A 26,995-nucleotide genomic window follows, 5' to 3' on the forward strand; every position below is an offset into this window, starting at 1 on the left:
TGAAATCAATGGCTGTACCCGCAGCGCCCAGGATCGGCACGAGGAGTAGCGCTGTCATAATTCCGAAATTGCCAGATCGGTCAAAAATGAAACGACGCATCATATCAAAGCCCCTTCGCCATCGCGGTGACGGTTGTTGCGTCACAACAATCACACTCCACAGGCGATCAATAACAGTGAGCCATAAATCAAAAGGTAGAGCGGCTGGTTGTATTTTAGCTAAATCGCGAGTGGCCACGGTGCGGCCGATGATTGTTTGAGCTAAAGCCGTGCGATATGCTGAGGCGTCTTTGGGTGGTTCCTAAGATTGCCATGACAGTTTAGCGTCTCGTCTCGCCTGGTGCTCCGGACCAGGAAGCCCGGGACTGGTATCAGTATTATTTCCACACCGAGCGGGGGCGGAAGGGACTTGAGCAGCAGCGAGATGAGATCTGCAGGTTTCTCTGGCAGACGTGGTCGCCGTCCTGGAAGTTCGCTGACTCCACTTTCGAACGCAGCGCCACATCGTTCGACAATCCGGATTTCGTGGACGTCGTCATTCATTCCTATCGCCATCGGTACGGCGTCGTGCCCGGCGATCCGGCCTACGCCGACATCGAAGCCCGGCTGGCGGAGCAGCCTGCCATTAAGGTTCCCACCATAGTGCTGCTCGGCGCCGACGATGGTGTCGACCCTCCATCAATGGAAGACAAAGATGCTGTCCACTTCAAGGAACCCTATAGCCGCCATATCCTTGCTAGTGTTGGCCACAACGTTCCGCAGGAAGATCGACGATATTTGCAGACGCAGTCCGAGACTTGCGCCCGGTGTGACCTCTCCGGGATTCGTGACACGACTATTGCAGTCTTGCTTCGATGGCGCGCCCGACGATGGTCAACTGAAGTGTCGGCTGGCCGCCGATGCAGCTCTCTTCCACCAGCTCCATCTTTTCCAGGCGCTCGATCAGCTTTTCGGACAGCCGCTTGTCGCCAACCAACCATCCTTTCCCCGCCTTGCGCTGGCGCCGAAAAAACGCGATCGCGCGGAGTGCGTCCCGTTGGCTCCGGGTAAGGCTCTTTGCCGTCTCGGCTGGGCCGGGTGCCCGAGGGAGGGGTGCTCGAGGGAGGGAAGCATAAGCGTTACTCCTTCACCTCTGCTGCCGGAGTCACTGCAGCGGGCCAATCGTTCGCCGGCTCCTCAACGTCTTCAGCCGGGTCGGGGTCACGGTCGTAAGCTAGGCGACGTCTTGCAATGACGTCCTGGAGCGTTTCGATCACCGTGACCGTTCCATGGCCCTCATTCGCAAACCGGTCGATGATCTCGGCGACAAGATCATCGAGATGCTGGAACAATCGTTCGGCATTGTCGGGTCCATTTGTCACGATCTTCGCTCCTCAGATATCTATCCGCCGCTGCTGCCAGTCCTTGTATGGCGCCAACAGCTGGCCGGGAAATCGGTCTTCGATTGCAGTTTCGACCATGGCAATCCTGAGGAAGACGTCGCTGCTGTCGCGGTCTTCGGAGGGGATGTCTTCGCTCTCGCCTTCCAGCTTCTGCATCAGCGCGAACAGTTCTTCGTCGGTCATCGCGGAAAGCTGGTCTACGAACGCCGCGGCATCAAAGTCTTGTTTCTCTGCCATTGCCTGGCTCCTCCTGTGCCATCGGATGTTTGAGCGATAACGGCCTACTCGTCATCGAGTTCGATCCAGACCGGCGCATGATCGCTGGTGTGCTCCCAGGCCCGCGCAAACTTATCGACACCGCAGCTCTGCAGCCGTTCTCGCAGCGACGGACTCAGCAGGAAATGGTCGATGCGCAGCCCGGCATCGCGGGCGAACGCGTTCCGGAAATACTTCCAGAACGTATAGATCCGCTCTTCCGGATGCAGCAGCCGAATAGCGTCCGTCCAGCCCATGGCAACGAGTTCGGCATAGGCTGCGCGAACCTCAGGTCGAAACAGCGCATCGTCTCGCCAGCGCTCCGGCTTGTAAACATCGAGATCGGTCGGCATCACATTAAAGTCGCCGACCAGAGCTACGGGCACATCGAGTTCAAACAGTTCCGCCGCATAGGAATGCAGCCGCTCCAACCAGCGAAGCTTGTAGTCGAACTTCGGCCCAGGTGCTGGATTGCCGTTCGGAAGATACAGGCAGCCGACGACGATGCCATCGATGGCAGCCTCGATGTAACGGCTGTGACTGTCGTCGGGGTCGCACGGCAAGCCACGCCGAGTTTCGCGCGGCTCGTGATCCCGGGAAAGGATCGCGACGCCATTCCAGGATTTCTGACCATGCCAGATGGCGCCGTAGCCGGCACGCTCGATTTCCCGGCGGGGAAACTTCTCGTCCGGTGCCTTGAGTTCCTGCAGACAGACGACATCAGGCTGCGATTCGGCCAGCCAACGCAGCAGCACGTCGAGGCGACCGTTGATGCCGTTGACGTTATAGGTGGCGAGCTTCAGCGGCGTTTCCGTCAGTGCTTGCGATCGCCCTTGTCCCCCTGGCCCGGCTTCGCATCATGCTTGGCGTCGTGGCGAGCATCGGCAGACAGCGATCGCGAGACGTTGACGCTCTCTTTGAACCTGCCTTCCTTGTCCCGCCGGACATAACGTTTGTCGGTTCCGGTAGCGATCAGTTCGCGCTTGCTCATGGCAGGACTCCTTTAGGGTTGCTGTCGGGGAAAACGCGCGTGGCCGCGAAAAGATGCACCGGAATCAGTACTCTAGCAGGGACTTGCAAAACGAGCGGCGGCGATGGCCTAAGTCATTGAAAAAATGATTCGTTTCGACTCGGAACAATTACATGCCGATTCGCTTGAATCGCATTGGTTGTGTCAGGAGTTCTGCGTCATGGTTGCCCCGAGAGCGAATTGGAAAGGCTTCATCAAGTTCGGAGAGGTGTAGTGCCCGGTAGCGCTCTACACCGCCGCCTCATCGTCGGAGCGGATCGCCTTCAACACTCTCAATCGCAAGACCGGCAATCGGGTGAAGCGGGAGTTCGTCGACAGCGAAACCGGCGATCCGGTCGAACGCGACGATCAGGTCAAGGGCTACGAGATCGAGAACGGTCAGTACATCGTCCTTGAGCCTGACGAAGTGGCGGCGGCCGTGCCCGACAGCGACAAGACACTCACGATCGACGCCTTCATCCCCTGCAACGAGATCGACGACGTCTATTTCGACAAGCCGTACTATCTGGCGCCTGACAAGATGGGCACCGACGCCTTCGTGCTCCTGCGGGAAGGCATGAAGACAGCGAATGTCGCCGCCATTGCCCGCACTGTGCTGTTCCGGCGTGTGCGAACGGTTCTCATCCGTCCGCATGGCAAGGGACTGATCGCCACGACGCTCAATTTCGATTATGAAGTTCGCTCGTCCGAAGAGGCGTTCGAGGAACTTCCCGACCTGAAGATTGAAGGCGAGATGCTGGAGCTTGCCGAGCATATCATCGGCACCAAGAAGGGCAGCTTCGACGCCAGCGCGTTCGACGATCGCTACGAGGCGGCCGTCGCCGAGCTGGTGAAGGCGAAAATCGAGGGCAGGGCGCTACCGAAGAAGAAGGCTCCGCCCGCGTCCAAGCCCAGCGATCTTCTCCAGGCTCTCAGGGAGAGTGCTGGGGTCGGCACGAAGAAGCCAGAGCCGAAACGGACCGCCGCCAACGCCAACAAGGGGGCATCGCGCCAGAAGGCATCAAAACCGGCGGCCAGCGCCAAATCGAAGTCGGCGGCCGTGCCAACGCGGCGCGCGAGCTGATCGGAAGAGACCTTGGCAGCTCGCCCCTATTGGAAAGGCTATCTCAAGCTATCGCTGGTCACCTGCCCCGTGCAGATGATGCCAGCGACCTCCGAGAACGAAAAGGTTCGCTTTCACACGCTCAGGCGCGCGACTTGCTTGAGATGCTTAGCCGCCCGGCCATGTTGGTTCCGCTCGCAAACAAGGGCTGGTCAAAACGCAATTCGGGTGACACCGGCTGCGCCCACGCTGTGGAGGATCCTCGAGACTTCGCCGCGAAACCGCAGTTTTCCTTGCTTCACATCAGCTAAGGAGATGTTCCATGCCCCAAGGTGACAAATCCGCCTATACCGACAAACAGAAGCGCAAGGCTCAGCACATTGAGGAAGGCTACGAAGACCGTGGCGTTTCCGAGAAGGAGGCCGAGCCCCGCGCCTGGGCTACCGTCAACAAGGAGAGCGGTGGCGGCAAGAAATCCGGCTCCGGCCGCGGCCATCACGAGAACCATGCCTCCTCCGAAAAAGGTGGCCGCAAGGGTGGTGCCGCTGCTGCATCACGGACAAAGGAAGAGCGTTCCGCTTCAACCAAAAAGGCCGCTGCCACGCGCAAGCGCAATGAGCATCACGCCCATCATTGATTGGGAGACGGCGTCATCACCGATGGCGCCGCTTCACATGCGGAGGATTCGATGGCCAGAAGCGCCGTGGCCGCCATGGATCAGATCGAACAGTTCTCAAGAGAGATTACCAGTATCATCGGCGTCATTGACGATATCGCCTTCCAGACGAACCTGCTTACGCTCAATGCTGGCGTCGAAGCCGCTCGGGCGGGCGAAGCAGGCAAGGGGTTTGCTGTCGTTGCCCAGGAAGTACGTGAGCTCGCCCAGCGTGCGGCGAAGGCCGCCAAGGAGATCCAGGACTTGATCAGCTGGTTGTTGGCAGGACCGGACAGTCGCTGCAAGAGATCGTCGCGCAGGTGGCTGAGATCGACGAGAACGTCGCGGCTATCGTCGAGGCGGCGCGCGAGCAGGCGACGGGGCTGAAGGAAATCAACACGGCCGTGAATTCCATGGATCAGGCGACACAGCAGAATGCGGCCGGCGATCTGCCATTGACCATGGTCTTGCACAGCAGGAATCCGCTAGAATTGGCTGCTGACCCGAATGCCGACGGCATGGTCCTGCCTGCCGCTGCCGATGGAAGCGCGGTATTCCACGCCGACTGCGCAGTTGTTCAGGAGGGCCGCATCGAGCGAGAGCCCGAGCGACGCATAGTCATCCCCCGAGTCCTCCGCTTCGAATTCGTAGGGAAGATTGCCGGAATCGGCATATCCGAGCTGCATCCGGCTTGAGCCGGCGAAATCATGGGTATATTCCGCCCGCGCGCCTGGTGTCAGGATCCCCCAGTCCGTCATGAGGGTGTAGCTCAGGCGCAGGCCGATGACGCCTGCGGCCGTATCGACAGTCTGATTGCCGTAGGTCAGGTCGTAGATGCCTCCGCCGCTCTCGGTGAACCCGTTGAGCCAGGACCTGGACAGCTCGAATCGGCCATAGGGAGAGACGAGCCAGGTTCTGTTGCGGAATTCGTAAGCCGCGGTGAGGGAGGCGAACATCTGCCCTCCGTCCCTGGTGGCCTCAGCAAAATCCCCTGATGAGCTGATGTAGCGGCTTGAATCGAAATCAAGCCGGCTTGCGCCGACCAGGCCGTCGAGGAACAGGTTATCGGCCGCCTTGAAGGAGCCGTAGATCGCAGCGCTATAAGCGGCGCCACGGCTTTCCGTGCCGTCATCTCCGACATCGCTCTTGTCATGCCCGTAGCCGAGGCCGAAGCCGGCGACGAAGCGATCGGAGAATCGGTAATCGACGCCGGCGCTCACGCCGACCGTGGTTGAGCCGATATCCGGGCCGCTATTGCCGGTATCCGCGAAATCGACGAAGCCTCCGGACCAGACTGCAAAGGGTCCGGGATCCATCCCCTGTATCCCCGTGCTGTCGCCTTGCCGGCGGGATAGGGCGGGATTGACAAGATCGGGGGCGCTGCCGCCCGGCCAGCCGAACTGGCGCTCGGCATTGGCAATGCCGCCATTGGGGCCGCCAATGGGGCCGCTACTTGAGCCGCTATTGTCGGAGCGGCGAAGCCCGAGGCGGATATCGAATGACCGGCGCTGTCGCTCGCCTTCATCGTGCAGCTGCTCCAGACGGTTGTTGAAGTTGCGTGTCTGATATTGGGCAAAATTCCTGGCGGCATCCGCCTGCGCATTGAGAAGGCCGATCACATCGGGATCCACAGTCGGATCGGGACGGGCGGCAACGGCAAATGTGATCGTCGCCTGCGCCGAGGTTCCGGACGCATTCGAAAGCGTAAAGCCGACCTGGGCCGGGCCTGCGAACGAAGGGCTCGCCGTGAAGGAGAGCCGCTTCTGCGCTGCGTCGAAATACAGCTTTCCTGCTTCCGGGTTCGGCAGGAAGGTGAGCGCGGCTGCGGTGAAGGGCGCCCCGGTCGCGCCCGCAGTCAGATCGACTGCGACCGTCGTTCCCGCCATCACCGTGACCGTGCGGGACGCTGCCGTGACCCCCAGAGCGGACCTGATGACATCGACATTATAGGTCTTCATCGTGCCATCCTGTGCGGTGACGACGACAGGGATCGCCGTGGACCCTACCGCAAGGGAAACGGACATGCTGGCACTGCCGGAAGCGACGGGTGAACCATTGATCGTGACGGTCGCGTTCGGCTCCGAGACGACAGGTGTCAAGGTGATGGCGGTTACGTTATGTGGCACCGCGATCGAATAGGACAGCGTATTCGCATTGAAAGCCGGGCTGAGGCTGCCCTGGCTGGGCTGCAGCTGCGACAGATCGGCATTGGATGAGGCGCCGACGGCCCAGGGCGCAGAGGCCGCTGCCAGGTTGCCGTTGCCCGCATTGTTTTGAGCCGAATTTGCAGGAATATCGAGACGGAGTGTACCGGAGCCGGAAATGGCCTGGGCGAGGACCGTATAGGTGATGTTGTCGGAGGTCTGGAGCGAGGTCAGCGTGGCGCTTGCGGTTCCTGTCGCCGTCAGAACCATGTCGCTCAATGTGAAGCCCGTCACGGCCTCGGAAAAGACGATCTGGAACGTCACCTGCGTCGCGTTTGAGGGCGGATTGCCGAGGACGGCGGCCGCGACGCTCGGCTGCTGCGTATTGACGAAGACATTGCTCGTCGAAGCGACGTTGTTAAGCGTGGTGTCGGCCGCTTCACCTCCGGTATTTTCAATTGTGCCGCCGTTCAGGTTGATCATGGCCCCGAGCGACACGCCGTCCAGGTCCATGTCGCCGGGCTGAACTGTGTATCCGAACGCAAGGGCACTCGTGCCACTTCCTCCCAAATAGCTTGCCGCACGCGACGAGCTGCCGATCACTACTGAAAGGCTCGGTGTGCCGGTGACGGTCACGTTCTCGCTGAACTGGATGGTAAAGGCCAGGTTGTCTCCAGCCTTGTAATATCCATTTGCAGGGACCGAAACGGCGGCAACGACAGGGGCGGCTTGCGCCGAAGCGGTCGCCGCGGCCAGCAGCGCGATGACAGAGAGAAGAATCAGGGAAAGCGGGCCGAACATGAACTGGCGCATGGACCTCCTGCCGGGAAATATCCGGTGATTCCAGTGGCTTCCATCGGTTTTCGGCGTCCCAAACGATCCCCGAAACGTTGGCGCAGGACGGTGGGGTAGGGAAGTGGCCATTAAAAAAGCTCGCAATAGTTTTAGAAAACTTGGCAACGCGAAAATTCTTTACACGCAAAGGGCGGTTGAGGAAATGTCTTCCGCGCATCAGAACTGGCATATCCGTCGAAACTTATTCGTGATGAGCGGAACCTCGCGCTGCGCCTCAAGTTTTCCCTGATGAAAACCAAGGAAGCACATGGAGGTTTTCATGCTTCAGAAGCTCATCACGGTATCGATCCTTTCCATCGGGTCGAGGCCCTCGCGGCAACCCGACCGAGCTCGATCCTGCTCGCCTTGCTCTTCACGGCGCTGAGCTTTCTGGCACTCGTTTTCTACGATCTCAACGCCATCGACTATATCGGCAAGCGGCTGCCTTTTCCGCATGTCGCGCTCACCGCCTTCAGCGCCTATGCGGTCGGCAATACTGCCGGTTTCGGTGCATTGTCAGGCGGGGCGATCCGTTACCGTGCCTATACGAGGCTTGGGATTTCGCCTGAGGATATCGGCCGGCACCAACGCGACTCTCGCGCTGATTAGCAACATTCACGAGTACGCCGCATCCAGGATAGAGACTTTTGGCTTCGCAACATCTCTTGCACATGGCGTCACGATCCTGGCGGGCATTGTCGTAGAGTACGAGGGCGTCGCAGACTTCCCGATGATGCGGTTCCCTCAACAGTCATGGCAAAACTCGGAAGAACGACAGGTCATGATCGACTCGTTTCTCGCTGACGGTGCGCACCCCTTTGATACGTCAGACTTGGACGCCAAGGAGATGCCGCCAGGGACGATTCTGATCTCCTTCAAAAATGGACCCTGATAGGGTCACTTGTCCTAGAACGAGGGGCGGCTTAGTCGAGTAACTCCCGAGAACCACATGAACCACAGTTCAACATAGGCCGTAGACGATCCTAAAGTAGGTCGATTCCTCAAGTTGATGCTACAAGCCGTGCGCAACGACAACGTAGGTAGCCGGGTCGCTGGTTCGAATCTCCTCAACTGCCCGGCTTTGCCCCCGAAAAACCGCGCTCCTCGGATGAGATGCAAGACCACCTACTTTTCGAAGAGGGCAGAGTGCATCCATTGTCGCGACCAACCTCCTCAATAGATCTTCAATCGAGGAGGTTGGCCGGGACGGATTACGATTTGCTATCCGAGGGTGCCGCATACTGCGCATACGCATCGAGCAACATCTGCGTGTATTCGGTGGTGCTTGAGGTCAGTTCGCCCAGACCTGGCCAGTGAAAAGGTATCTTTGACCGCATGGTCTCCAACTCAATTTCGATACCGAGCTGTGCTGCGACCTTGATCGCCTGAGTTGGCTCCTTATGATCCGGCCACAAATCCTCTTCGAGCGAGATCCACACGTCGTTGTCTTCATCGACGGTGATTTCGGCCAGGAGCGCCCCCAACCGTTCGCTTACGTCCGTCGAATCATCTAACAGTGCGCTTCTCATGAGAAGCACGATGTTGCGTTCGCTCAACTCAAGTTTTGGACGGTCGTCGACTACCTGAAAGTCAGGCTTGCTGCTGTTCGATTTTCCCTTTGCGCCAATCGGGGGGAGCGACTTGCCTTCATCTTCGCACCAGAAGGCAGTATCGAAAATGTCGACTGGGGAAGCGCCACATGCAGGGCAATGCCACAGATTTTGTGCGATCTGAACACCCGTAATCTTCCCGTTACAATGCAAGCAAAACCAGGTGTCGGAGTCGCGGTCCCACAGTGGGTGGCGAGATCGCCCCCTTTCCATCGGGCCTCGTCGACCTCCTTGGCCAGTCGGTCGAGATTTTGCCGCGGACTTGCGCCACCCGATCATTGGCCAGGCTGAGTGCTTCTTCAAGGAAATCCGAGTCGAACACGGGGCACTGAACATCTGCTGCAGCACTCGTCCGCACTGTGGGGCGCGCGCTGGGGTTCTCTGGAACCGTGATACTCCACCCATCTCCTGCGATGATGACGTCATCTAGGGCAACTTGCAGGCGATAGACGTGACCTCTTATGTCGCCCTGTTCTGCTTGTTCAAGATACTCCCAGCGACGCGCATTCGGGCTGATTTCCGAGGAGTTTCCCGATCACAGCATTGTCGGTGAAGAGTACGGCGTCACGGGAGCTGGAGCCTGTCAGTGGGTCCTCGATCCGATTGATGGCACCCGTCCTTTCCTGCTTGGAATTCCGGTATGGGGAACCCTAATCGGCTTCTGCGAGCAAGGGCGAGCGACCGACGGCCGCCTGGTGAAGGTCTTGCCGCATTATCGATTGCACGCGCACGGTCTTCATGCCGTGTTTCCGTCCCGCAGGGGCCTCGTGCCAGCGGTGAGGGCTTTCCTCGACTTCCTGGCCGAAGAGCTCCCGGGGATGCTTGCGGCGGTGACTGGGGGATATGACGATGGCTATAGACCAGGTAGCCTCGGTTCAAATCGGACATCGTGACCGCTTGGTGTAGACGAGGGCTGTAGGTTCGGCCCGCATTCAGCTGTCATCCACGATGACGCAATAAACAGGTCCGTTGTCATATACGACGCGGTGTTGATGAGTTAAGACGGTCCCAATGCCCCGCTTTGTCGGGAGGACAAACATATTGTCAAAAAACCTGCGACGTAAGCCAGTCTGCGAAAATCTTCGATAGCCTCCGTTGGCTGCCGGCCTTCGGATAGGCGAGGTAGTGGCCGATGTAGCGGTTGTCACGGCTGTTGCTGAACGGGCGAACCAGACGCCCGCTGTCGAGCTCGCGCCTTGCCAGAGTGTTGGACTCCAACGCCACTCCCAGTCCGTTCGCTGCGGCGTCGACTGCCAGAAAGCTTCTATCGAAGCTCATGGCGGGGAGGGGCGGGGGGCCGAGATTGTTGAGTTCGAACCAGTCGATCCATTGAATCCTTTTCAGGTCGCTGCGGATGAGGGGAAGGCGCGCCAGGTCGCGCGGGTTTTTCAGTCGTTCAGCCATCTTTGGAGAACACAGCGGAGAAATGATTTCTTCTCCAAGCGGCACGACGATCAGATCTTCTCTGTTCGATGGTTCGCCGTAAACGATGTCGACATCGAAGAGGCCGTCCACGAAACGCGCATAGTTTGTGCTCGCCGCCACCCGGACCTCAACCCCCTCATTCTTGCCCAGGAAGTCGGGAAGACGTGCGGAGAGCACCTGCGCCGCATAGCTAGGCGCGCAGTGAACCCGCAGCAGGTGGGTCTTGTTGGATGAAATCATCTCAACACCGCGACGAAGCTCTTCAAAGGCATTGGAGGCATGGGAGAGGAGCGTCTGCCCCGCCAGTGTCATGGTGACCTTTCGCGTGCTGCGCTCGAAGAGGGAGATGCCAAGGTCACGCTCGAGCTTTGCAATGGCATGACTTACGGCGCTTGGTGACAGGTGCAGCTCCTCGGCTGCAGCGCGAAAAGACGCCAGCCTGGCTGCGGCTTCAAAGATGCGGACCGCGGAGAGGGAGGCCATCTGCAACATCGGATTAGTGAACCAGATTCACCCACCGTTGTAAACTTCGCGTTTGTCGAACGGCGTCAACTCGATCAGTTTCGGACCCGCAAGCCAACTGACTTGTCAAAGATTTGCCAGATGCTCGGGACGCATCGGGAGGAGATTACATGCTACTGAATGGGAAGACCGCGGTCATTTCTGGCGCGGCGAGCAGGCGCGGCATCGGCCGTGCAACGGCGCAGCTTTTCGCCGAGCATGGCGCCCGCGTCGCCATCCTCGATATCGATGCTGACGCCGCTGCGGAGGCCGCCGCGGCGCTGCCGAGCGTCAAGTCTGGCAACCATGTCGGCCTGCGCTGCGACGTCGCCGAAAAGTCGTCCTGCGCCGATGCCGCATCCAAGGTGATCGCCTCGTTCGGTTCGGTAAACGCGCTGATCAACAATGCCGGCATCACCCAGCCCGTTACCACGCTCGATATCACCGAAGCCGACTGGCAGCGGATCGTGGCGGTCAACATGACCGGTGTGCTCTTCCTGAGTCAGGCCTTCATCCCCTACATGCGCGACAATGGCGGCGGATCGATTGCCTGCATGTCCTCGGTATCGGCACAGCGTGGCGGCGGCATCTTCGGCGGGCCTCATTATTCCGCAGCCAAGGCAGGCGTGCTCGGCCTCGCTAAAGCGATGGCCCGCGAATTTGGTCCAGCCGGCATTCGCGTCAACTCCGTCACGCCTGGGCTCATCCAGACAGATATCACCGGTGGCAAACTTACCGATGAGATGCGCGCCGACATCATCAGGGGCATCCCTCTGAGCCGGCTCGGAGAGGCCGCCGACGTCGCGAATATCTACCTGTTCCTCGCCTCGGATCTGTCCGCCTACGTCACCGGCGCGGTCATCGACGTTAACGGCGGCATGCTGATCCACTGAGGTCTATCTGGAGAGACACCGACATGAGCCAGATTGGCCACAATATCAGCCTGACAGAGCGCGCCCGGCGCATCCGCCGTCACGCGCTGCGTATGGGCGAAGTGCAGGGGCAGGGTTACATCGCCCAGGCGCTCGGCGTCGCCGACGTCCTTGCCGTATCCTACTTCCACGCCACGAACTACCGGCCGGAAGATCCGGAATGGGAAGGCCGCGACAGGTTCCTGCTGTCGATCGGCCACTATGCGATTGCGCTTTACGCTGCTCTGATCGAAGCCAAGATCATTCCCGAGGACGAGTTGGAGACCTACGGCACGGACGACAGCCGGCTGCCGATGTCCGGCATGGCCGCCTACACGCCCGGCATGGAAATCACCGGCGGATCGCTCGGACACGGACTTGGCATCGCGGTCGGCATGGCCTTGGCGCTGAAGCGGAAGAAGTCCTCTTCCTTTGTTTATAATCTGTTTTCCGACGGCGAACTTGACGAGGGTTCCACCTGGGAGGCCGCGATGTCCGCCGGCTCCTACAAACTCGACAATCTGATCGGCATCGTCGACGTCAATCAGATGCAGGCCGACGGGCCCTCGATCGGCGTCCTCAATTTCGAACCGCTCGGCTCCAAATTCGAGGCCTTCGGCTGGTTCGTCCAGCGGGTCGATGGCAACGATCTCAATGCGCTCGTAAAGGCGTTCGACGCAGCTCGTCATCACGCCGAGGCCAAGCCCCGCATCATCATCTGCGACACGAAAATGGCGAAGGGAGTGCCCTTCCTCGAGGCACGCGATCGAAACCACTTCCTGCGCGTGGAACCCCACGAATGGGCCGAGGCCCTCAGAATCATCGATGCGGGAGCGGAAGCATGAGGCGTTCGAAGTACATCCGGCCTGCGCATCTTGAAAGCGGCATCGACAAGCCCCGGCTCACGACGTCGGCGATGATCGCATCGATCGCCGGACCCGATCAGCCGACGAGACCGGCACCCTTCGGCAACGCGCTTGCCGCCCTGGCGCGGAAGGACGAGCGTGTTGTCGGCATGTCCGCCGACCTTGCGAAATACACGGACCTTCATGTGTTCCGCGCTGCCCATCCCGACCGCTTCTATCAGATGGGGATGGCGGAACAGTTGCTGATGATGTCGGCGGCGGGAATGGCGCGCGAAGGCTTTCAGCCTTGGGTGACGACATATGCCGTCTTCGCGTCCCGACGGGCCTACGACTTCATCTGCCTGGCGATCGCCGAGGAGATGCTTGATGTGAAGATCGTCTGCGCCCTTCCGGGCCTGACGACGGGATATGGGCCGAGCCACCAGGCGACGGAAGATCTCGCAATGTTCCGCGGCATGCCGAAGCTGACAATCGTCGATCCGTGCGACGCGAGCGAAATAGAGCAGGCAGTTCCGGCGATCGCCGCCCATAAGGGGCCAGTCTACATGCGCCTGCTGCGCGGCAACGTTCCGCTGGTTCTGGAGGAATACGGCTACAAGTTCGAACTCGGCAAGGCCAAGCTCCTTCGGGATGGCAAGGACACGCTCATCATCTCGTCGGGCCTGATGACGATGCGCGCGCTCGAGGCTGCCACGCAGCTTCGAAACGACGGCGTCGACGTTGCCGTCCTGCACGTCCCGACCATAAAGCCGCTCGATGAGGCGACGATCGTCGCCGAGTGCCGCAAAGGCGGACGGCTGGTGGTCGTGGCGGAGAACCATACCGTCATAGGCGGCCTTGGAGAGGCAGTCGCCGGGACGCTGTTGCGCGCCGGCGTCGCACCGCCGGCCTTCCGCCAGATCGGCCTGCCCGACCAGTTCCTGGAGGCGGGCGCCTTGCCGACGCTCCATGACCAATACGGGCTATCGACCCTGAAGGTGACGGAGGCGGTGAAGGCCTGGCTCTCGACCTGACGACCTCGGCCGGTTGAGGAGATGCCGGCCGTTTAAACAAGCTTATGATGGAGGATGAAATGAGCTTGCAGATGAACAGAAGATTTTTCCTGGCGACCGCCACTGCTGCGCTCGCGGCCCCGGCAATCGTTCTTTCAAGCCGATCCGCCAGCGCTGCCGCCACGACCTTGACCCTTGGCCATGGCGCGGCTCCCGGCAATCCCAGAGCCGTGGCCGCGGATAAGTTCGCGGAACTCCTCAAGCAGAAGACCGAAGGTCGTATGCAGATCAACGTCGCAGGCGCCGAGACGCTTGGCAGCGACTCCGCGATGCTCACCAGCCTCAGGACGGGCGCGCTTGATTTCACGGCCAACAGCCAGGGTGCCACGTCCGCGATCGTACCGGAGCTCAGCGCGCTCGGCCTACCCTTCCTGTTCGAGGACACCGACCAAGCGATAGCCGTGCTCAATGGGCCGGTCGGGACCGAACTCAACAAGCGGTTCGAGGCGGTGGGCGTCGTTCCCCTGGACTGGTGGGACAACGGCATCCGGCACCTGACGAACTCGAAGCGCAAAGTGACTTCGCCTGCCGACCTGGCGGGCATGAAGATCAGGACGCCGGCCGATCCGATGACCATCGACATCTTCCAGGCATTGGGAGCAGGCACCGAACAAATCGCCTTCGGCGAGCTCTACATCGCCTTGCAGCAGGGCGTTGTCGATGGGCAGGAGAATCCGCTCGCCAATATCGAGAGCTCGAAACTTCACGAGGTCAACAAATACATCAGCCTAACCGCCCACAAATGGGAATCCACACCGTTCCTGATGTCGAAGATCGCTCAGGCCCGGTTGGGGTCTGATTTAGAGGCGGTAAAGGCCGCGGCAAAGGAGGCAGGTGCTCTTCAGCGGAAGCTCTCGAGCGAGAAGGCCGCTGACGTGCTCGAGAACTTCAAGAAGAACTCCGCCGTCGAGGTTGTGGAAGTCGACCATGACGCTTTCGTCAAGGCGACAGCGTCCGTCGCTGACAGCTGGAAGAAGAAGCCTTTCGGCGATTTTGTCACCCAGGTGGAAGCGGCTGCGAGGGGCTGAGGCTCCTCTCACGATCCGGAGGCCCCATGAGCAGGTTCTATTCAGCCGTCGATCTGGTCGCCGGCATCATCGTTATCTTTGCGCGCATGGTCATCATCGTCAGTGGCATCGCGCTGACGGTGGTCACCACGGCCAATGTCGTTGCCCGATATGCTTCGGCGAGCGGAGGACTGTCCTTCGCCCAGGAGCTGCCGATGCTGATGTTTCCATGGTTCATCATCGCGGGGATCATCATTGCGGCCCATGCGGGCGGGCATATGGCCGTCGAATGGCTCTACGAAAAGCTCGACGGCAGTGGTCGGACGACGGCCCTCATCACAGCAAACGCGATCAGCGTCGCCGCATTTCTGGTGCTGGCATATCAGGCGACCGTGGTGGCCGAGATTGCCGGGGCAGAACACAGCCCCGTTCTGCAGCTTCCGAACAGTATCGGCTATTACTCGCTGTCGATCGGCGCGGTGCTGGTGTCCATCGTCACCATCGCCGCGACCGTCCGCGTTCTTCGCTTGGGCTGGGATCACCGCCTCGAGATCAAGCCCGAGGAGATCGCGCTATGACACTCGTCATGATCGTTTCCTTCTGCATCCTCATGGTCCTCGCCGTTCCCGTCGGCTATGGGCTGATCATTGCAGCGGGGCTTGGAGTCCTGTTCAACGGTTACGTTCCGCTCTCGGTGGTCGCCCAGCAGGTCTACGACCAGACCCAGTCCTTCCCGATGCTGGCGCTTCCGTTCTTCATGCTTGCAGGCACGCTGATGCTTAGCGGCGAGTTGGGTCGTCAGCTCCTGGAGCTCGCCTCGCGCGCCATGCAGCGGTGGCGAGGCGGACCGCTCTCGACCACCGTCGTATCCTCGGTCGTCTTTGGCGGCGTATCCGGTTCGGCCGTGGCGAATGCGAGTGCGCTCGGCTCCGTCCTCATCCCCTGGCAGAAGAAGCACGGGTTTCCGCCGGCGCTCTGCGCCGCCAACAACGCGACCTCCGCTGTCATCGACGTCCTCATCCCGCCTTCGATTCCGATGATCCTCTACGCTCTGATTAGCGGCGTCAGCGTCGGTGACCTGTTCATCTCCGGCATCGTTCCGGGGCTGATCATGGCGGCGAGCTTCGTGTTCGTTTGCTGGTACGTCTCCGTGAGGCGGGGGTATGCCGCCGAGGCCGTGAAGGTCCGCAAGCGCGAGCTGGCGCGGCTGGCACTGCAAAGTTTCCCGGCAATCCTGCTCCCGATCCTGATCATCGTCTTTCTGCGTTCCGGCCTAGCGACGCCGACAGAGGTCTCGGTCCTGTCGGTCGTCTACTCGCTGCTGCTCAGCATCCTCTTCTACCGTGACCTGACCTGGAAACGCTTCTGCGAGAACATGGTGGAGGCGGGCGTCGCGACGGGCGTCGTCATGCTCGTGATCATGGGCAGTGCGGCGGTGGGCTGGGTTCTGACATTTGATCAGGCCCCGCAGCACATGGCCGAATGGGTCTCGACGCACATCTCCAGCCCGATCGTGATCATTCTGATGATGAACCTGATCATGCTGGTGGTCGGCATGCCGCTCGACATGCCGCCGGCGATCCTCCTGCTCGGACCGATCTTCGTTCCTCTGGCCGATTCCATCGGTCTCGACCGGGTCCAGCTTGGACTGATGATGGTGATCAACCTCGGGATTGGGCTCTACACGCCGCCGATTGGCACGACCCTGTTCATCTCGTCGTCGATCGCAAAGGCGCCGCTGGGAACGACGACCAGCGAGCTCTGGCCGTATTTCGGCATGGCCATGCTCCTCCTCCTCGCGGTCAGCTTCGTACCCGCGCTGACGATCTACTGAGGAGCGTTCGATGAGTGAAACGTCGAAGAACGTCATCACCGTCCGAGGACTTACAAAGTCCTACGGTGCAACGTCGGTCCTCAAAGGCGTCGACTTCTCCGTTGCTCGAGGGGAGGTTCATGCGCTGCTTGGCGGTAACGGCGCCGGCAAGTCGACGATGATCAAGATCATTACGGGCGCGGCCTCGCGCAACGACGGAGAGATACGCTTCTTCGACAGCGAGGGCAGCGAACGCAGCGAGGCCGAGGGCAGGGCGAAGGTCGCGGTCGTGCACCAGGAACTCGCGCTCCTGCCGCATTTGACCGTGGCCGAAAACATTGCCCTGCCGCATCACAGGAGAGGCGCGGGCTTGTTTCGGCGTGCGGCGGCGGCGGGACAAGCATACGACGCACTGCGGATTATCGACCAGGATTTTGCGGCCAGGTCTTTGCACAGGCTGGTGGGGAGCCTCAGCCTCCACGAAGGTCAGATGGTCGAAATTGCCCGGGCTCTTTCATCGGGTGCGGAATTGATCCTCCTCGACGAGCCGACTGCCAATCTCACAGCTCTGGAGACGGAGAGACTGTTTGCGGTCCTGAGGCGTCTCACCCGGGATACTGGTCTGTCGGTCGTGTTCGTCTCGCACCGAATGAAGGAGATCAGGCAGATCGCCAATGTCTGCACGATCATCCGCGACGGCCGCACGGTGGTCGATCATCAGCCGATGGAAGAGCTGACGGACGCCGGCATCATCGAAAGGATGGGGCAGGTGGCAGCCTCTCATGCACCGCAACGGGCGCCGCGGCCCGACTACCGGTCGGACGCCTCCGCTGCGACGGACACTATTGCCATCGAGGAGGCAGGTTTCAGACTGGAACTGCAGCCAGGCACCGTGCTCGGCGTGGCCGGCGCACCGGCTGGACCGGCAGCACTGATCGAAGCGCTGACGGGCGCCGCCCGGAAGAAGCGATGGACGGTTGCGCGTGCAGGATGGCCGGACCAGCTCCGTTCGCCGCGCAAGGCCGCACGCATGGGAGCGGGCTATGTGACCGGCGATCGGGCACACAAGGGTGTCCTCCACAGTCTTCCGATGATCGATAACGTCATGGCGTCCCGCCGTGTGACCAGAGGCGCGCTCCTCACCGGCGGCTCTGAAGGGGGCGAATGCCTCGATCTGCTGAAGGCCCTGAAGGTGAAGGCCGGTTCCGTCTGGGATCTGCCGAGCACGCTGAGCGGCGGCACACAGCAGAAGCTGCTGCTTGCCCGCTGGCTAGGCGTGCCCTCCCGGCTGCTCGTCCTCGAGGAACCGACCAGAGGTGTCGATATCGGGACCAAGCGAGAGATCTATCAGCTCATCAGACAGATGGCCGCTTCAGGCACAGTGATCGTCTGGTGGTCCACGGAAAATGTCGAACTGCTGGAAGTCTGCGACCGCATCATCGCCTTCGACACCGAGGGGCGGTGTGCCGGCGTGATGGACCGCGACGACTTTGGTGAAGAGAAACTTGTTACCTTGACTGGAATGGCCGCATGACTGGGACACGGGCACACATCGCGCCGACTGAGGCGCCGGCAACACAAATCAGACAGAGGGAAAGCCTCTTTAGCGTCTACAGGACAGAGATCGCGATCGCTCTGGCCATCGTGCTGCTGGCCCTTGCAGTCGGCTCGCAGGTTCCGCAGGCGCTCACCTGGGGCAACTTCGCCAATATCACCCAGGCCGGTGCACCTCTTATCATCATGTCGCTGGGCGTCCTGCTTGTCGTCATCACCGGCGGTATCGACCTATCCGTCGGCTCGGTCTTCTCCTTGACCGGGATGGTGACCGCGCAGGCGATGGCAAACGGGTTTGGCGGCATCTCGGCAAGCCTGGTCGGTCTCGGCGTCGGACTTGTTTTCGGATCGATCAACGGCTTCCTCGTCACGATCGCCGGTCTGGCGCCGTTCGTGGTGACGCTCATCACCTTTGCCGTTGCCGGCTCGCTGGCCTTCATCGTCACCAACGGACGCTCGATGCCGATCGGCGATCCGGACTTCTGGCTCCTCAACAGCGGCAGCCTGATACCAGGCGTTCCGAATTACATCCTCTTCTGCGTAATCCTCTTGATCGCGATCGAGCTCTTCCTGAAGAAGATGGTGGCGGGCCGCTGGTTCTATGCTGTGGGCAGCAGTTCGACGGCTGCCTATCTGCTTGGCATCCCGGTCAAGCGCACAAAATTCATGGCCTATGTCGCGTCGTCGCTGCTGGCATCGTTCTCCGGCCTCCTGACGATCTCCTACATTCTGAACGCGGAATCCACGGCTGGGTCGAGCCTGATGCTCCAGGCCATCGCGGCGGTCGTGATCGGCGGAGCAAGCCTGCTCGGCGGCACGGGCACCGCTGTCGGCGCCGTGCTCGGAGCCCTGATGATTACCGTCATCCAGAATGGCGTCAATCTTATCGGCATCAACAGCTTTTGGCAGGGGTCGGTCACCGGCGTCGCCATTCTCATCGCGGTCCTCATCGACCGCTTCAGCAAGTCGCGGCGGGGGGCCGTTTGACAACAACCCGGCCCGAGAGCCGGTTTTTGGAGGAGGAATGAAAATGAAAAGCACGAAACACGCAGTGAGGTTATTTGCCGGCGTTGCAATGGTGGCCCTTTCACTTTCGGCTGCCGCCCATGCTGAGGAAAAGAAGACAGTGGCGTACCTCGCGCCGTCGCTTGACATCTCCTACTGGCAGTGGGTCGGCTACGGCGTGAAGGAGAAGGCCAAGGAACTCGGCATGGACTATGTCGAGTACACGTCGGAAAATTCGCCGGCCAAGCAGATGGACAATGCCCGCACTGCCGTGACCAAGGGCGTCGACGCGATCGTGATCGGCCCCGTGAGCTCGACTAGCACGCCGCCGCTTCTCGCATATCTGAAATCGCAGAACATCCCGATCGCCTTCGCCGGCATCGGCCCGCAGCCCGGCCAAACCGACTATACGTCGTCGGTAACGGCAAACAATTACGAGACCGGCAAGGCGCAGGGCGAATTCGTCTGCAAGCTTGCCAAGGACCGCGGCGGCAACCAGGTCGGCATGCTCTCATTGCCGCAGGACCGCGAGAACGCCCAGAAATATCTGAAGGGTGCAGAAGAGGCGTTCAAGGCGAGCGGCTGCGATCTGGCGCAGATGCTGGAGACCAGGGGCCTTACCGTCAACGAGGCGGTCACGCAGGCCAATGACATGCTCACCGCCCATCCTGACATCAAGGCCATTTACGGCATGTATGATGAGGCCGGCACAGGTGCCGCGAAAGTGCTGCAGACCCGCGGCCTTACCGGCAAGGTCGGCATTGCGGTTGCAGACGGTAGCCCGACGACGATCTCGTTGCTGAAGTCGAACGCCATCCAGGGCATCTTCTTCCAGGAGGCGGTCGGACAAGGAATCGACGGGACGCAGCAGGTGTTCAACGCAATTTCGGGTGCGCCGGTCAAGAAAGACCTCGCTCTCGTCATGCCGCTGGTGACGGCTGACAAAGTCGACTCGCCGGAAGCGAAGGCCGTCATCGCACGGGTGTTCCCGCCCGCCAACTAAGGTGATGCGGACGCCGGCTGTTCTGGCCGGCGTCCTTTTCAGCGATCTCTTGAAGGGCAGCAGGCATGAAAGACCTCCCGATCATCGATCCGCATTTTCATCTGTGGGATCTCGACAACAACTATTATCCGTGGCTGTCGGACGGCGTGAAACCGTCTGCCTTCGGCGACTATACCGCCATCAACAAGACCTACCTCATCGACGACTTTCTGGCCGACGCCAAAAATCAGAACCTCGTAAAGGCAGTCCATCTTGACGTTGGATACGATCCTGAGGATCCGGCCGGTGAGACGCGGTGGCTGCAGGGCGTGGCCGACAAGCATGGTTTTCCTCACGGCATCGTCGGATATGCGGACCTCCGCAAGCCCGACGTCGCCGATCTGCTCGACGAGCACATGTCGTGCGCGAACTTCCGCGGCATCCGGCAGTCGATGAACTATCACCAGGATCCCGCCAAGACCTATCTTACCGAAGCTGGCGTTAGCCGCACGCCGGAATGGCGCAGGGGCTTCAAGGAACTTGCCCGACGGGATCTCAGTTTCGACCTTCAGCTCTACTACTGGCAGATGGAAGAATTTCTCGATCTTGCCCGCGATTTTCCCGATGTACAGATCATCTTGAACCACACGGGCATGCAGGTGGACGGACTAAGCCATTTCGAGGGGTGGCGAAGTGGGATGCGCGTGCTTGCGCAGGCGCCCAATGTCGCCTGCAAAATCTCAGGTCTCGGAATGGGCGATTGGACCTGGACGGTCGAAAGCATCAGACCCTATGTCGAGGAGGCGATCGCAGCGTTCGGCATCGAGAGGTGCATGTTCGCCTCGAACTTCCCGGTCGACAAGCTGTTCGGCAGCTACGACAAGATCATGGACGGCTTCAAGTCCATCACCGCCAGCTATTCTCGAAACGAGCGCCTCGCACTGTTTCACGACAACGCCGCGCGCTTCTATCGGTTATAGCGGCCTCTCGGAGCCAGCGTAAATGTCGGCCACTACCTGCATCCGCCAGCGGCTAAACGCCAAGCCGCTAATGATGCAGTTCAATGCAGTTCCATAAATCGGCATTATCCCACCTGATTACGCCGTCTGTTCAGATACATTCAAGAGCAACTAAAAGAAACGAGAGGGGCGAAGGCTGCTCAAAATGCGCTATGGCATTTGTCATTCATTTGCATTACCATCGTACCGAAAAGTGGAGATAGCTATGGCTGCAAATGCACTCGTGCAAACTCGTATTGATGCCGAAGTCCGGGATCGGGCCTCCGCAGTGCTTGAAAACATGGGGCTTACAGTATCGGACGCGGTTCGTATCTTGCTCACCCGGACGGCCAATGAGGGTGCGCTGCCACTCGAGCTTCTCTCAGGCAGCGAGGCGCATGACGCGTGGTTTCGCACCAAGGTGCTTGAAGCGCTGAACGATACTCGACCAGACGTCTCGGATAACGAAGCCGAGGCACATTTTGCCGCACGTCGAGCGGCAGCCCGACTTAAAGCGGATTCTCGAAAATCGTGAAGCTTACCTGGTCTGTCTTCGCATTATCGGATCGCGACGCCATATTTACATACATAGAAGCGGAAAATCCGTCAGCCGCTATTCTGGTCGACGAACGGATCGTTGCTGCCGTTCGTCGGTTGATAGATTTTCCCGCGAGCGGTCGTGTTGGTAGAATTGCTGGAACCCGCGAACTGGTAATTAACGGTACGCCGTACGTCGCGGCTTATGCAATTACCGAATCAGCAATCCGTATTCTTCGCGTCCTCCATGGCGCGCAGGAATGGCCAGACACTTTGCCAACGAGCTAGGCTTTGTTCTCGGTGCTGAGAATTAACGGGGTCGGTGGTTCGAACTGGTTCAAGGCGAGATGATCTACTTTCGGCCGTGAGGCCACATCCAGATACTTTAGTTTCGGGCCTGCGCCCGCGCAAGACAATCAGCGTTGTTAAAGAAACGAGCGAGCGTGACTATGTTCCACTTAAGCCCCTAGCCGCGTATCTGCGTAGTTATCATTGGGGTCGTCTTTTGCATGGCCGATCTCATGCTTGGCAGCTCGAACCAAGAACCCTGATCGGGTCAGCCCTTGGGCTTCAGCGAACGCATCGATTGCCTTTAGGACGTCCTCCGGCAGAGTGATATTGACGCGAACCGCTCTTTTGGCTTCGGTCTTGACGCCAACTAGAATTGCAACGCCATCTTGGTTCTCCGCGTCTGCCATCACCGCCTCCAGTGTGGAGGGTTCAGGAATTGCTTCGCCGTCTTCGGTTAGACCTTCGATGTGTAGAGCTAGGGCTTCTTCGGCCATAGCTCGCGCATCATCGAGGTTAATTCCAGCAGTGATCAGGCCAGGAAAATCGGGAAAGGATACACCGTAATCACTGTCGGCATCTTTATGGATCAATCCGATATAATTGCGCATGTTCGTTACCTCAGTTTGAGTCCGGCTTGCTTCTCGATACTTTTCAGCGTTCCGATTGGGATATCTCTTTTCGGGTGTGGAACAGTGACGCGCCCGGGTTTCTCGGGATGCTTAAACTGAACATGGCTGCCCTTGGTGGCGACCTCGTACCAGCCATCCTTCTGCAAGGCCACAATGATATCGCCACTCTTCATGCGCCTTACAATACACACTGATGTGTATTTTTGCAAGTGCGGCGTACCGAGGAGGCGCTTCGCCTCGGAAACCTCCATGCCGTATTTGGCTTTCCAATTGTAAAATGTCGCGTCCGAAATCCCATGCTTGCGGCAGAGGTCGGCCACCTTCGCGCCAGCCTCCTGCTCCTTCAGCACCGCAATAATCTGCTCTTCAGTAAATCTCTGCTTCTTCATTCGTCCGTCCTTTGATGGGCCGGACTCTAATGATACCCGTAGCAGGTCACGATACTTTAAGGCGATGGTTTCACGTCGAAACTGCCTGCCTGGACCGCCGCTTCGCACATTGACCGAAACTTCCATCTGGTCTGCGCAGGTAAACTGCCACGTCATCAATCGTCCAAACGTCCTCTGACGCGCAGGCGTTGTTGCGACATTTTGTTACAAAAGTTCCACTCCGCGGCACAGTTTTGCGACACCCACTGGCTAGTTTTAGATCGCCGCTGCGGTGGTGCATTTCGTTTTGAGGACAGGAAAAGCACAGATGACAGAAGAGAGCTCCGCTAATTTTAGTGGCGTCGGCGTGACGCGACGCACCGTCCTCGGTACCGGCGCCGGCGTTGCGGTCGCGACCATACTTCCAATGCAGCCCGCAATTGCCCAGGACACTCCTTCTCTCAAGGAAACGGGCAGGACGCTTTCTGTATCTACGACTGTGAATGGACGAGACATCGTCCTCGAGATCGATTCACGGGCATCGCTTCTTGATTTGCTGCGCGAGCGTGTCGGGCTTACGGGAACAAAAAAGGGCTGTGATCACGGTCAGTGCGGTGCATGCACGGTCCATCTGGACGGGCAAGCTGTCGTGTCGTGTCTTACGCTTGCGGCGAAAGTCGATGGACGCCATGTGATGACCATCGAAGGGCTCGCAGATGAAGTTTCGCTTCATCCAATGCAAACCGCATTCATTGATTGCGACGCGTTGCAATGCGGATATTGCACGCCGGGTCAGATCATGTCGGCAGTCGCCTGCGTTCGACATGGTCATGCCACGGATAGGACCTCGATCCGACAATTCATGAGCGGAAATATTTGTCGCTGTGGCGCTTACGCCGGGATCGTCGCTGCCATTGAAGGTGTTGCGGCAAATTCGAGGAAAGGCTGACCAATGCGACCCATTGATTACACCCGCGCCGACAGCATCGCAGCAGCCGTTGAAGCCTTCGCCGCGGTTGGGGCGGATGCGCGTTACATCGCCGGCGGCACTACGCTCTATGATCTTATGAAGCTCCGCGTGGAGCAACCGACGCATCTGATCGACGTCAGCGGGATCACTGGCCTCAACACGATTGACACAAACGGAGATGTGCTGCGGTTTGGTGCCTTGGCACTGATGAACGAGGTCGCTTACACACCTTTTGTGCGAGAGGAGTACCCGGTTCTCTCCGAGAGCTTGCTGAAAGCAGCCTCGCAGCAACTGCGCAACATGGCGACAGTCGGTGGCAACCTGCTTCAGCGAACACGGTGTCCATATTTCCGCAACGGCGCCGGATCTTCGTCGACAGTGGGTGTGTATCCCTGCAACAAGCGCGTCCCCGGTTCCGGTTGCGCCGCAATCGGCGGCTTGGATCGAGGCCATGCAATCCTCGGCGTCAGCGATGCCTGTGTCGCGGTATCACCGGGCGATTGGCCGGTGGCATTGACGGCTATGGACGCATCGATCGAGATCCATGGACCCGCGGGAACACGAACGCTCCCAATTTCCGATTTCTACAGACTACCGGGCGATACGCCACATCTGGAATTTAATATAGACCACGGCGAAATCATCACCGCGATTAGCGTTCCAAAGACGCCGAGCCGATCGTCGACCTATCATAAGATCCGAGATCGAGAGAGTTTCGCGTTCGCGCTGGCGTCCGCCGCCGTCGTTGTCGAAATGGAGGGCGCCATTGTCCGAACAGCGCGCATTGCGCTCGGCGGAGTGGCGACGGTTCCGTGGCGAGCGCACAGTGCTGAAGAGGCGCTGCGTGGGAAGCAATTGACGCCTGATCTGGCGCTTCAAGCCGGACGGACCGCCTTTGGGGATGCTCGTCCGGGTCAGCACAATGGCTTCAAATCCGACCTAGGAGCCCGGGTTATCGCCGATGCTCTGATGATCGCCGCCGAAAGGAGTGCTTAATGCCGTCACAAGTTTCCGCTGAAATCGTTCGGGTCGACGCCAGGGATAAGGTACAGGGCCGGACGCAGTACGCAGCTGATACGCAGCTACCGGGCATGCTGTATGCGATGCTCGTTCCCGCCTCCATCGCAAAAGGTAAGGTAACCAAAGTTGATATCACCGCCGCGGCCATGATCTCCGGTGTCACTCATGTTTTGTCCATCGGTGACTTTCCCTCCCTCCGCCCAGAAATATCGTTCAGAGGGCAACCAATCGCTTTGATTGTCGCTGAGACCATCGAGGCCGCGATAGAGGGTGCCGAAGCGGTGTCCGCTGTCTACGAAGAGGCGCCGTTCCTCGCTTTGATGACCAGTCCCGGCGCACAACGATTTGCGGCAGAAGGCTTCACTACAGGCGATGTCGACAACGCATTTCAACAGGCAGCGGTTACCGTCGAGGGTACTTTCGAGACACCGACACAGCATCACAATGCCATGGAACTCTTCGGGACGGTCGCAGAGTGGTCTAATGGACGGCTGACGGTTCACGAGGGCTGCCAGAATATTGAGGCGGCCAAGGGCGCGCTTGTCAAAGCGTTTGGGCTTTCGCCGGACCAGGTAGTCGTCCGATCTGAACATGTCGGCGGCGGATTCGGCCAGAAGTCTCCTCCCAAGCCTCAAACCGCCCTGGTTGCACAGGCTGCCAAGCTTGCCGGGCGGCCGGTTAAACTGGTGACGCCTCGTGGGCAGCTTTTTCACATCGCGAATTACCGGCCGCGCAGTGTCCACGCCATGCGACTCGCCGCCAATGCTGAGGGGCGGCTGGACGGCGTACTCTATGATGTGGTGCAAGAAAATATTCCCGACGGCGGGTTCCGCTCAAGCGGCTACCACGAGGATATCGCCCGTCTTTATGCCATCGAAAATTTTCGAGCCACATGTGGCGATATCCATATCGATCGCCAAATGCCGCGCCACACGCGCGGGACGCATCCGTTCCCCGCCGGCTTCGCGCTGGAAAGCTTGATCGACGAGATGGCTTACAAGCTCGGCAAAGATCCCGTTCAACTTCGCCTTGACCACGAAGCAAAGAAAGACATCATTTCCGGTCAGCCGTTGTCGCCGCATTTTCTCAATGACTGCCTGCGGGAGGGTGCGAGACGCTTCGGCTGGAGCCAGCGGTCACCCGAGCCAATGTCGATGCGGCTGGATGACGGCACGATGGTCGGCTACGGTGTTGCGTGCGGCATCTTCGGCGCGTCGGGATCGGCCGCCGAGACAACGCTGCGGGTTCGTGCCGACGGTACGACACGGGTGATCTCCTCCGGGCATGAAATGGGGCAGGGTATCCGGACGGCTGTCGCAAACACGATTATCCAAGGGCTTGATATTAATCCCGATCGTCTCGAGATTTTGCTTGGGGACACGACCGTGGGACCGCAGATGATGACGGTCGGTGAACGCGGCACGGCCAGCATCATTCCTGTCACCGCGAAGGCTGTTAGGGCTTTGCGCGCCCGCTTTGACGAGCTTGCGGGACCGAACCCACCGCCTGGCAATTTACACGAGCAACTGGCGCGCCTGAAACGTCTCCAGATCGAAGTCGTCGTTTCGGAGCTCGCGCCCGGCCAGGATGCCTCGGCTCTTGACGCCTTTCGAACAGGGGGGCGTGCAGGCGCCGGCCCCGAGTACGCCGGATTTACGTCGATGAGCTACATTGCTCAGTTCGTGGAAATCCATATCGAACCGACGACGGGCCGCATTCACATGCCGCGGGCCGTCAGCATTGCCGATATCGGAAAGGTCGTCAGCCCGGTGACCGCCCGCGGGCAGATGTATGGCGGGATTGTCTGGGGCTTTAGCACAGCGCTTCGAGAGGAGACAGAGATCGACCCGCGTTTTTCCGGTTACCTCAACGACGATCTGGCCGATTATCTAATGGCAGTTAATGCCGATATCGGTGACGTGGAGGTCGGCTTCATCGACAAACCAGACACGATGGTCAATTCGGCGGGTGTCAAGGGAATGGGCGAGCTCGTAATGATCGGCACCGCTCCTGCAATCGCGAATGCGATCTATCACGCGACGGGCAAGCGCGTCAGAAAGCTGCCAATCCGAATAGAGGACGTCCTTTGATCGACGGCAGCTCCCGACCAAATC

General features: G+C 59.7%; 28 protein-coding genes and 5 pseudogenes. 21 read left to right on the top strand and 12 right to left on the bottom strand.

The genetic code is table 11. The features are described 5' to 3' along the window. The 6 genes from FHT92_RS29105 to FHT92_RS23675 form a co-directional block, all read right to left on the bottom strand. On the bottom strand, positions 1 to 163 hold a 163-nt coding region (locus FHT92_RS29105; protein ID WP_409527169.1), incomplete at its 3' end, for a TadE/TadG family type IV pilus assembly protein. Positions 164 to 835: 672 nt separating this feature from the next. Further along, positions 836 to 976, bottom strand: a complete 141-nt coding sequence (locus tag FHT92_RS23655) for a hypothetical protein (protein ID WP_183829914.1) — start codon at positions 974 to 976, stop codon at positions 836 to 838. Between the two features lie 142 nt (positions 977 to 1,118). Beyond that, entirely contained in the window at positions 1,119 to 1,361 is a 243-nt protein-coding gene (locus FHT92_RS23660) for a hypothetical protein (RefSeq protein ID WP_210278596.1), read from the bottom strand. A 12-nt stretch (positions 1,362 to 1,373) separates the two neighbouring features. Continuing rightward, complete coding sequence (locus tag FHT92_RS23665) at positions 1,374 to 1,619, bottom strand: hypothetical protein (protein ID WP_183829917.1); 246 nt, start codon at positions 1,617 to 1,619, stop codon at positions 1,374 to 1,376. 44 nt (positions 1,620 to 1,663) lie between these two features. Next, positions 1,664 to 2,440: an exodeoxyribonuclease III gene (xth, locus tag FHT92_RS23670; RefSeq protein ID WP_183830488.1), complete on the bottom strand. Its 777-nt coding sequence runs from the start codon at positions 2,438 to 2,440 to the stop codon at positions 1,664 to 1,666. Positions 2,441 to 2,451: 11 nt separating this feature from the next. After that, positions 2,452 to 2,628 carry a hypothetical protein gene (locus FHT92_RS23675; protein ID WP_183829920.1) on the bottom strand — a complete coding sequence of 59 codons (177 nt, stop codon included), beginning with the start codon at positions 2,626 to 2,628 and terminating at the stop codon, positions 2,452 to 2,454. 199 nt (positions 2,629 to 2,827) lie between these two features. Between FHT92_RS23675 and FHT92_RS23680 the strand changes: the two are divergent. The 4 genes and pseudogenes from FHT92_RS23680 to FHT92_RS23690 all read left to right on the top strand — a co-directional run. Then, positions 2,828 to 3,730 (top strand): annotated as a pseudogene (locus FHT92_RS23680) (Ku protein). 12 nt (positions 3,731 to 3,742) lie between these two features. Next, positions 3,743 to 3,865, top strand: a pseudogene (locus FHT92_RS29390) (Ku protein); the annotation flags it as partial. A gap of 166 nt (positions 3,866 to 4,031) precedes the next feature. Further along, positions 4,032 to 4,346 (top strand): plasmid stabilization protein, encoded by a 315-nt coding sequence (locus tag FHT92_RS23685; protein WP_183829923.1) that lies wholly within the window; start codon positions 4,032 to 4,034, stop codon positions 4,344 to 4,346. A gap of 48 nt (positions 4,347 to 4,394) precedes the next feature. Further along, positions 4,395 to 4,840, top strand: a pseudogene (locus FHT92_RS23690) (methyl-accepting chemotaxis protein); the annotation flags it as partial. A gap of 9 nt (positions 4,841 to 4,849) precedes the next feature. On the opposite strand, the gene FHT92_RS23695 reads toward FHT92_RS23690, so the two are convergent. Continuing rightward, positions 4,850 to 7,321 carry an autotransporter domain-containing protein gene (locus tag FHT92_RS23695; protein WP_183829926.1) on the bottom strand — a complete coding sequence of 824 codons (2,472 nt, stop codon included), beginning with the start codon at positions 7,319 to 7,321 and terminating at the stop codon, positions 4,850 to 4,852. A gap of 342 nt (positions 7,322 to 7,663) precedes the next feature. Between FHT92_RS23695 and FHT92_RS23700 the strand changes: the two are divergent. Beyond that, a pseudogene (locus FHT92_RS23700) lies at positions 7,664 to 7,924 on the top strand (hypothetical protein); the annotation flags it as partial. Between the two features lie 629 nt (positions 7,925 to 8,553). On the opposite strand, the gene FHT92_RS29395 reads toward FHT92_RS23700, so the two are convergent. Next, a complete protein-coding gene (locus tag FHT92_RS29395; RefSeq protein ID WP_246735536.1) occupies positions 8,554 to 9,165 on the bottom strand; it encodes a hypothetical protein in 612 nt (203 codons plus the stop codon). Between the two features lie 248 nt (positions 9,166 to 9,413). On the opposite strand from FHT92_RS29395, the gene FHT92_RS29860 reads away from it, so the two are divergent. After that, complete coding sequence (locus tag FHT92_RS29860) at positions 9,414 to 9,845, top strand: inositol monophosphatase family protein (protein WP_409527168.1); 432 nt, start codon at positions 9,414 to 9,416, stop codon at positions 9,843 to 9,845. Positions 9,846 to 9,996: 151 nt separating this feature from the next. Here FHT92_RS29860 and FHT92_RS23715 read toward each other — a convergent pair whose 3' ends face one another. Beyond that, entirely contained in the window at positions 9,997 to 10,869 is an 873-nt protein-coding gene (locus FHT92_RS23715; protein WP_183829929.1) for a LysR substrate-binding domain-containing protein, read from the bottom strand. Positions 10,870 to 11,009: 140 nt separating this feature from the next. Here FHT92_RS23715 and FHT92_RS23720 point away from each other — a divergent pair, with 140 nt between their 5' ends. The 12 genes from FHT92_RS23720 (at position 11,010) to FHT92_RS23775 (ending at position 21,891) form a co-directional block, all read left to right on the top strand. Then, a complete protein-coding gene (locus tag FHT92_RS23720) occupies positions 11,010 to 11,771 on the top strand; it encodes an SDR family NAD(P)-dependent oxidoreductase (protein WP_183749917.1) in 762 nt (253 codons plus the stop codon). Between the two features lie 23 nt (positions 11,772 to 11,794). Next, complete coding sequence (locus tag FHT92_RS23725; protein WP_183749916.1) at positions 11,795 to 12,634, top strand: transketolase; 840 nt, start codon at positions 11,795 to 11,797, stop codon at positions 12,632 to 12,634. Continuing rightward, complete coding sequence (locus FHT92_RS23730) at positions 12,631 to 13,668, top strand: transketolase family protein (protein WP_183749915.1); 1,038 nt, start codon at positions 12,631 to 12,633, stop codon at positions 13,666 to 13,668. Before FHT92_RS23725 ends, FHT92_RS23730 begins: the two co-directional genes overlap by 4 nt. A 59-nt stretch (positions 13,669 to 13,727) precedes the next feature. Next, positions 13,728 to 14,735, top strand: a complete 1,008-nt coding sequence (locus FHT92_RS23735; protein WP_183829932.1) for a TRAP transporter substrate-binding protein — start codon at positions 13,728 to 13,730, stop codon at positions 14,733 to 14,735. Positions 14,736 to 14,761: 26 nt separating this feature from the next. Further along, positions 14,762 to 15,292 (top strand): TRAP transporter small permease, encoded by a 531-nt coding sequence (locus tag FHT92_RS23740; RefSeq protein ID WP_183749913.1) that lies wholly within the window; start codon positions 14,762 to 14,764, stop codon positions 15,290 to 15,292. Next, the gene (locus FHT92_RS23745) at positions 15,289 to 16,548 is read left to right on the top strand and encodes a TRAP transporter large permease subunit (protein ID WP_183829935.1); all 1,260 of its coding nucleotides are present in this window, start codon (positions 15,289 to 15,291) and stop codon (positions 16,546 to 16,548) included. Before FHT92_RS23740 ends, FHT92_RS23745 begins: the two co-directional genes overlap by 4 nt. Positions 16,549 to 16,558: 10 nt before the next feature. Further along, a complete protein-coding gene (locus tag FHT92_RS23750; protein ID WP_183829938.1) occupies positions 16,559 to 18,061 on the top strand; it encodes a sugar ABC transporter ATP-binding protein in 1,503 nt (500 codons plus the stop codon). After that, entirely contained in the window at positions 18,058 to 19,068 is a 1,011-nt protein-coding gene (locus FHT92_RS23755) for an ABC transporter permease (RefSeq protein WP_183749910.1), read from the top strand. Before FHT92_RS23750 ends, FHT92_RS23755 begins: the two co-directional genes overlap by 4 nt. A 43-nt stretch (positions 19,069 to 19,111) precedes the next feature. Continuing rightward, positions 19,112 to 20,089: a substrate-binding domain-containing protein gene (locus tag FHT92_RS23760; RefSeq protein ID WP_106795871.1), complete on the top strand. Its 978-nt coding sequence runs from the start codon at positions 19,112 to 19,114 to the stop codon at positions 20,087 to 20,089. A gap of 65 nt (positions 20,090 to 20,154) precedes the next feature. After that, a complete protein-coding gene (locus FHT92_RS23765; RefSeq protein ID WP_183749908.1) occupies positions 20,155 to 21,048 on the top strand; it encodes an amidohydrolase in 894 nt (297 codons plus the stop codon). Positions 21,049 to 21,292: 244 nt separating this feature from the next. Further along, the gene (locus FHT92_RS23770; protein ID WP_183749907.1) at positions 21,293 to 21,601 is read left to right on the top strand and encodes a type II toxin-antitoxin system RelB/DinJ family antitoxin; all 309 of its coding nucleotides are present in this window, start codon (positions 21,293 to 21,295) and stop codon (positions 21,599 to 21,601) included. After that, the gene (locus FHT92_RS23775; protein WP_183829942.1) at positions 21,598 to 21,891 is read left to right on the top strand and encodes a type II toxin-antitoxin system RelE/ParE family toxin; all 294 of its coding nucleotides are present in this window, start codon (positions 21,598 to 21,600) and stop codon (positions 21,889 to 21,891) included. Before FHT92_RS23770 ends, FHT92_RS23775 begins: the two co-directional genes overlap by 4 nt. A gap of 170 nt (positions 21,892 to 22,061) precedes the next feature. Here FHT92_RS23775 and FHT92_RS23780 read toward each other — a convergent pair whose 3' ends face one another. From FHT92_RS23780 to FHT92_RS23790, 3 genes and pseudogenes are all read right to left on the bottom strand, one after another. Continuing rightward, on the bottom strand, positions 22,062 to 22,502 hold the full coding sequence (locus tag FHT92_RS23780) for a type II toxin-antitoxin system HicB family antitoxin (RefSeq protein WP_183749897.1): 441 nt from the start codon (positions 22,500 to 22,502) through the stop codon (positions 22,062 to 22,064). A 5-nt stretch (positions 22,503 to 22,507) separates the two neighbouring features. Next, on the bottom strand, positions 22,508 to 22,696 hold the full coding sequence (locus FHT92_RS23785) for a type II toxin-antitoxin system HicA family toxin (RefSeq protein ID WP_053249526.1): 189 nt from the start codon (positions 22,694 to 22,696) through the stop codon (positions 22,508 to 22,510). A gap of 51 nt (positions 22,697 to 22,747) precedes the next feature. After that, a pseudogene (locus tag FHT92_RS23790) lies at positions 22,748 to 22,912 on the bottom strand (transposase); the annotation flags it as partial. Between the two features lie 307 nt (positions 22,913 to 23,219). Between FHT92_RS23790 and FHT92_RS23795 the strand changes: the two are divergent. Genes FHT92_RS23795 through FHT92_RS23805 form a run of 3 tightly spaced genes read left to right on the top strand, consistent with a single transcriptional unit; the run spans position 23,220 to position 26,971 of the window. Next, positions 23,220 to 23,840, top strand: a complete 621-nt coding sequence (locus FHT92_RS23795) for a (2Fe-2S)-binding protein (protein ID WP_183749896.1) — start codon at positions 23,220 to 23,222, stop codon at positions 23,838 to 23,840. A 3-nt stretch (positions 23,841 to 23,843) separates the two neighbouring features. Continuing rightward, positions 23,844 to 24,857, top strand: a complete 1,014-nt coding sequence (locus tag FHT92_RS23800) for an FAD binding domain-containing protein (protein ID WP_183749895.1) — start codon at positions 23,844 to 23,846, stop codon at positions 24,855 to 24,857. Beyond that, positions 24,857 to 26,971 carry a xanthine dehydrogenase family protein molybdopterin-binding subunit gene (locus tag FHT92_RS23805; protein ID WP_183749894.1) on the top strand — a complete coding sequence of 705 codons (2,115 nt, stop codon included), beginning with the start codon at positions 24,857 to 24,859 and terminating at the stop codon, positions 26,969 to 26,971. Before FHT92_RS23800 ends, FHT92_RS23805 begins: the two co-directional genes overlap by 1 nt. Positions 26,972 to 26,995: the final 24 nt, after the last annotated feature.

The organism is Rhizobium sp. BK377, from assembly GCF_014193935.1.
GTDB lineage: Bacteria > Pseudomonadota > Alphaproteobacteria > Rhizobiales > Rhizobiaceae > Rhizobium.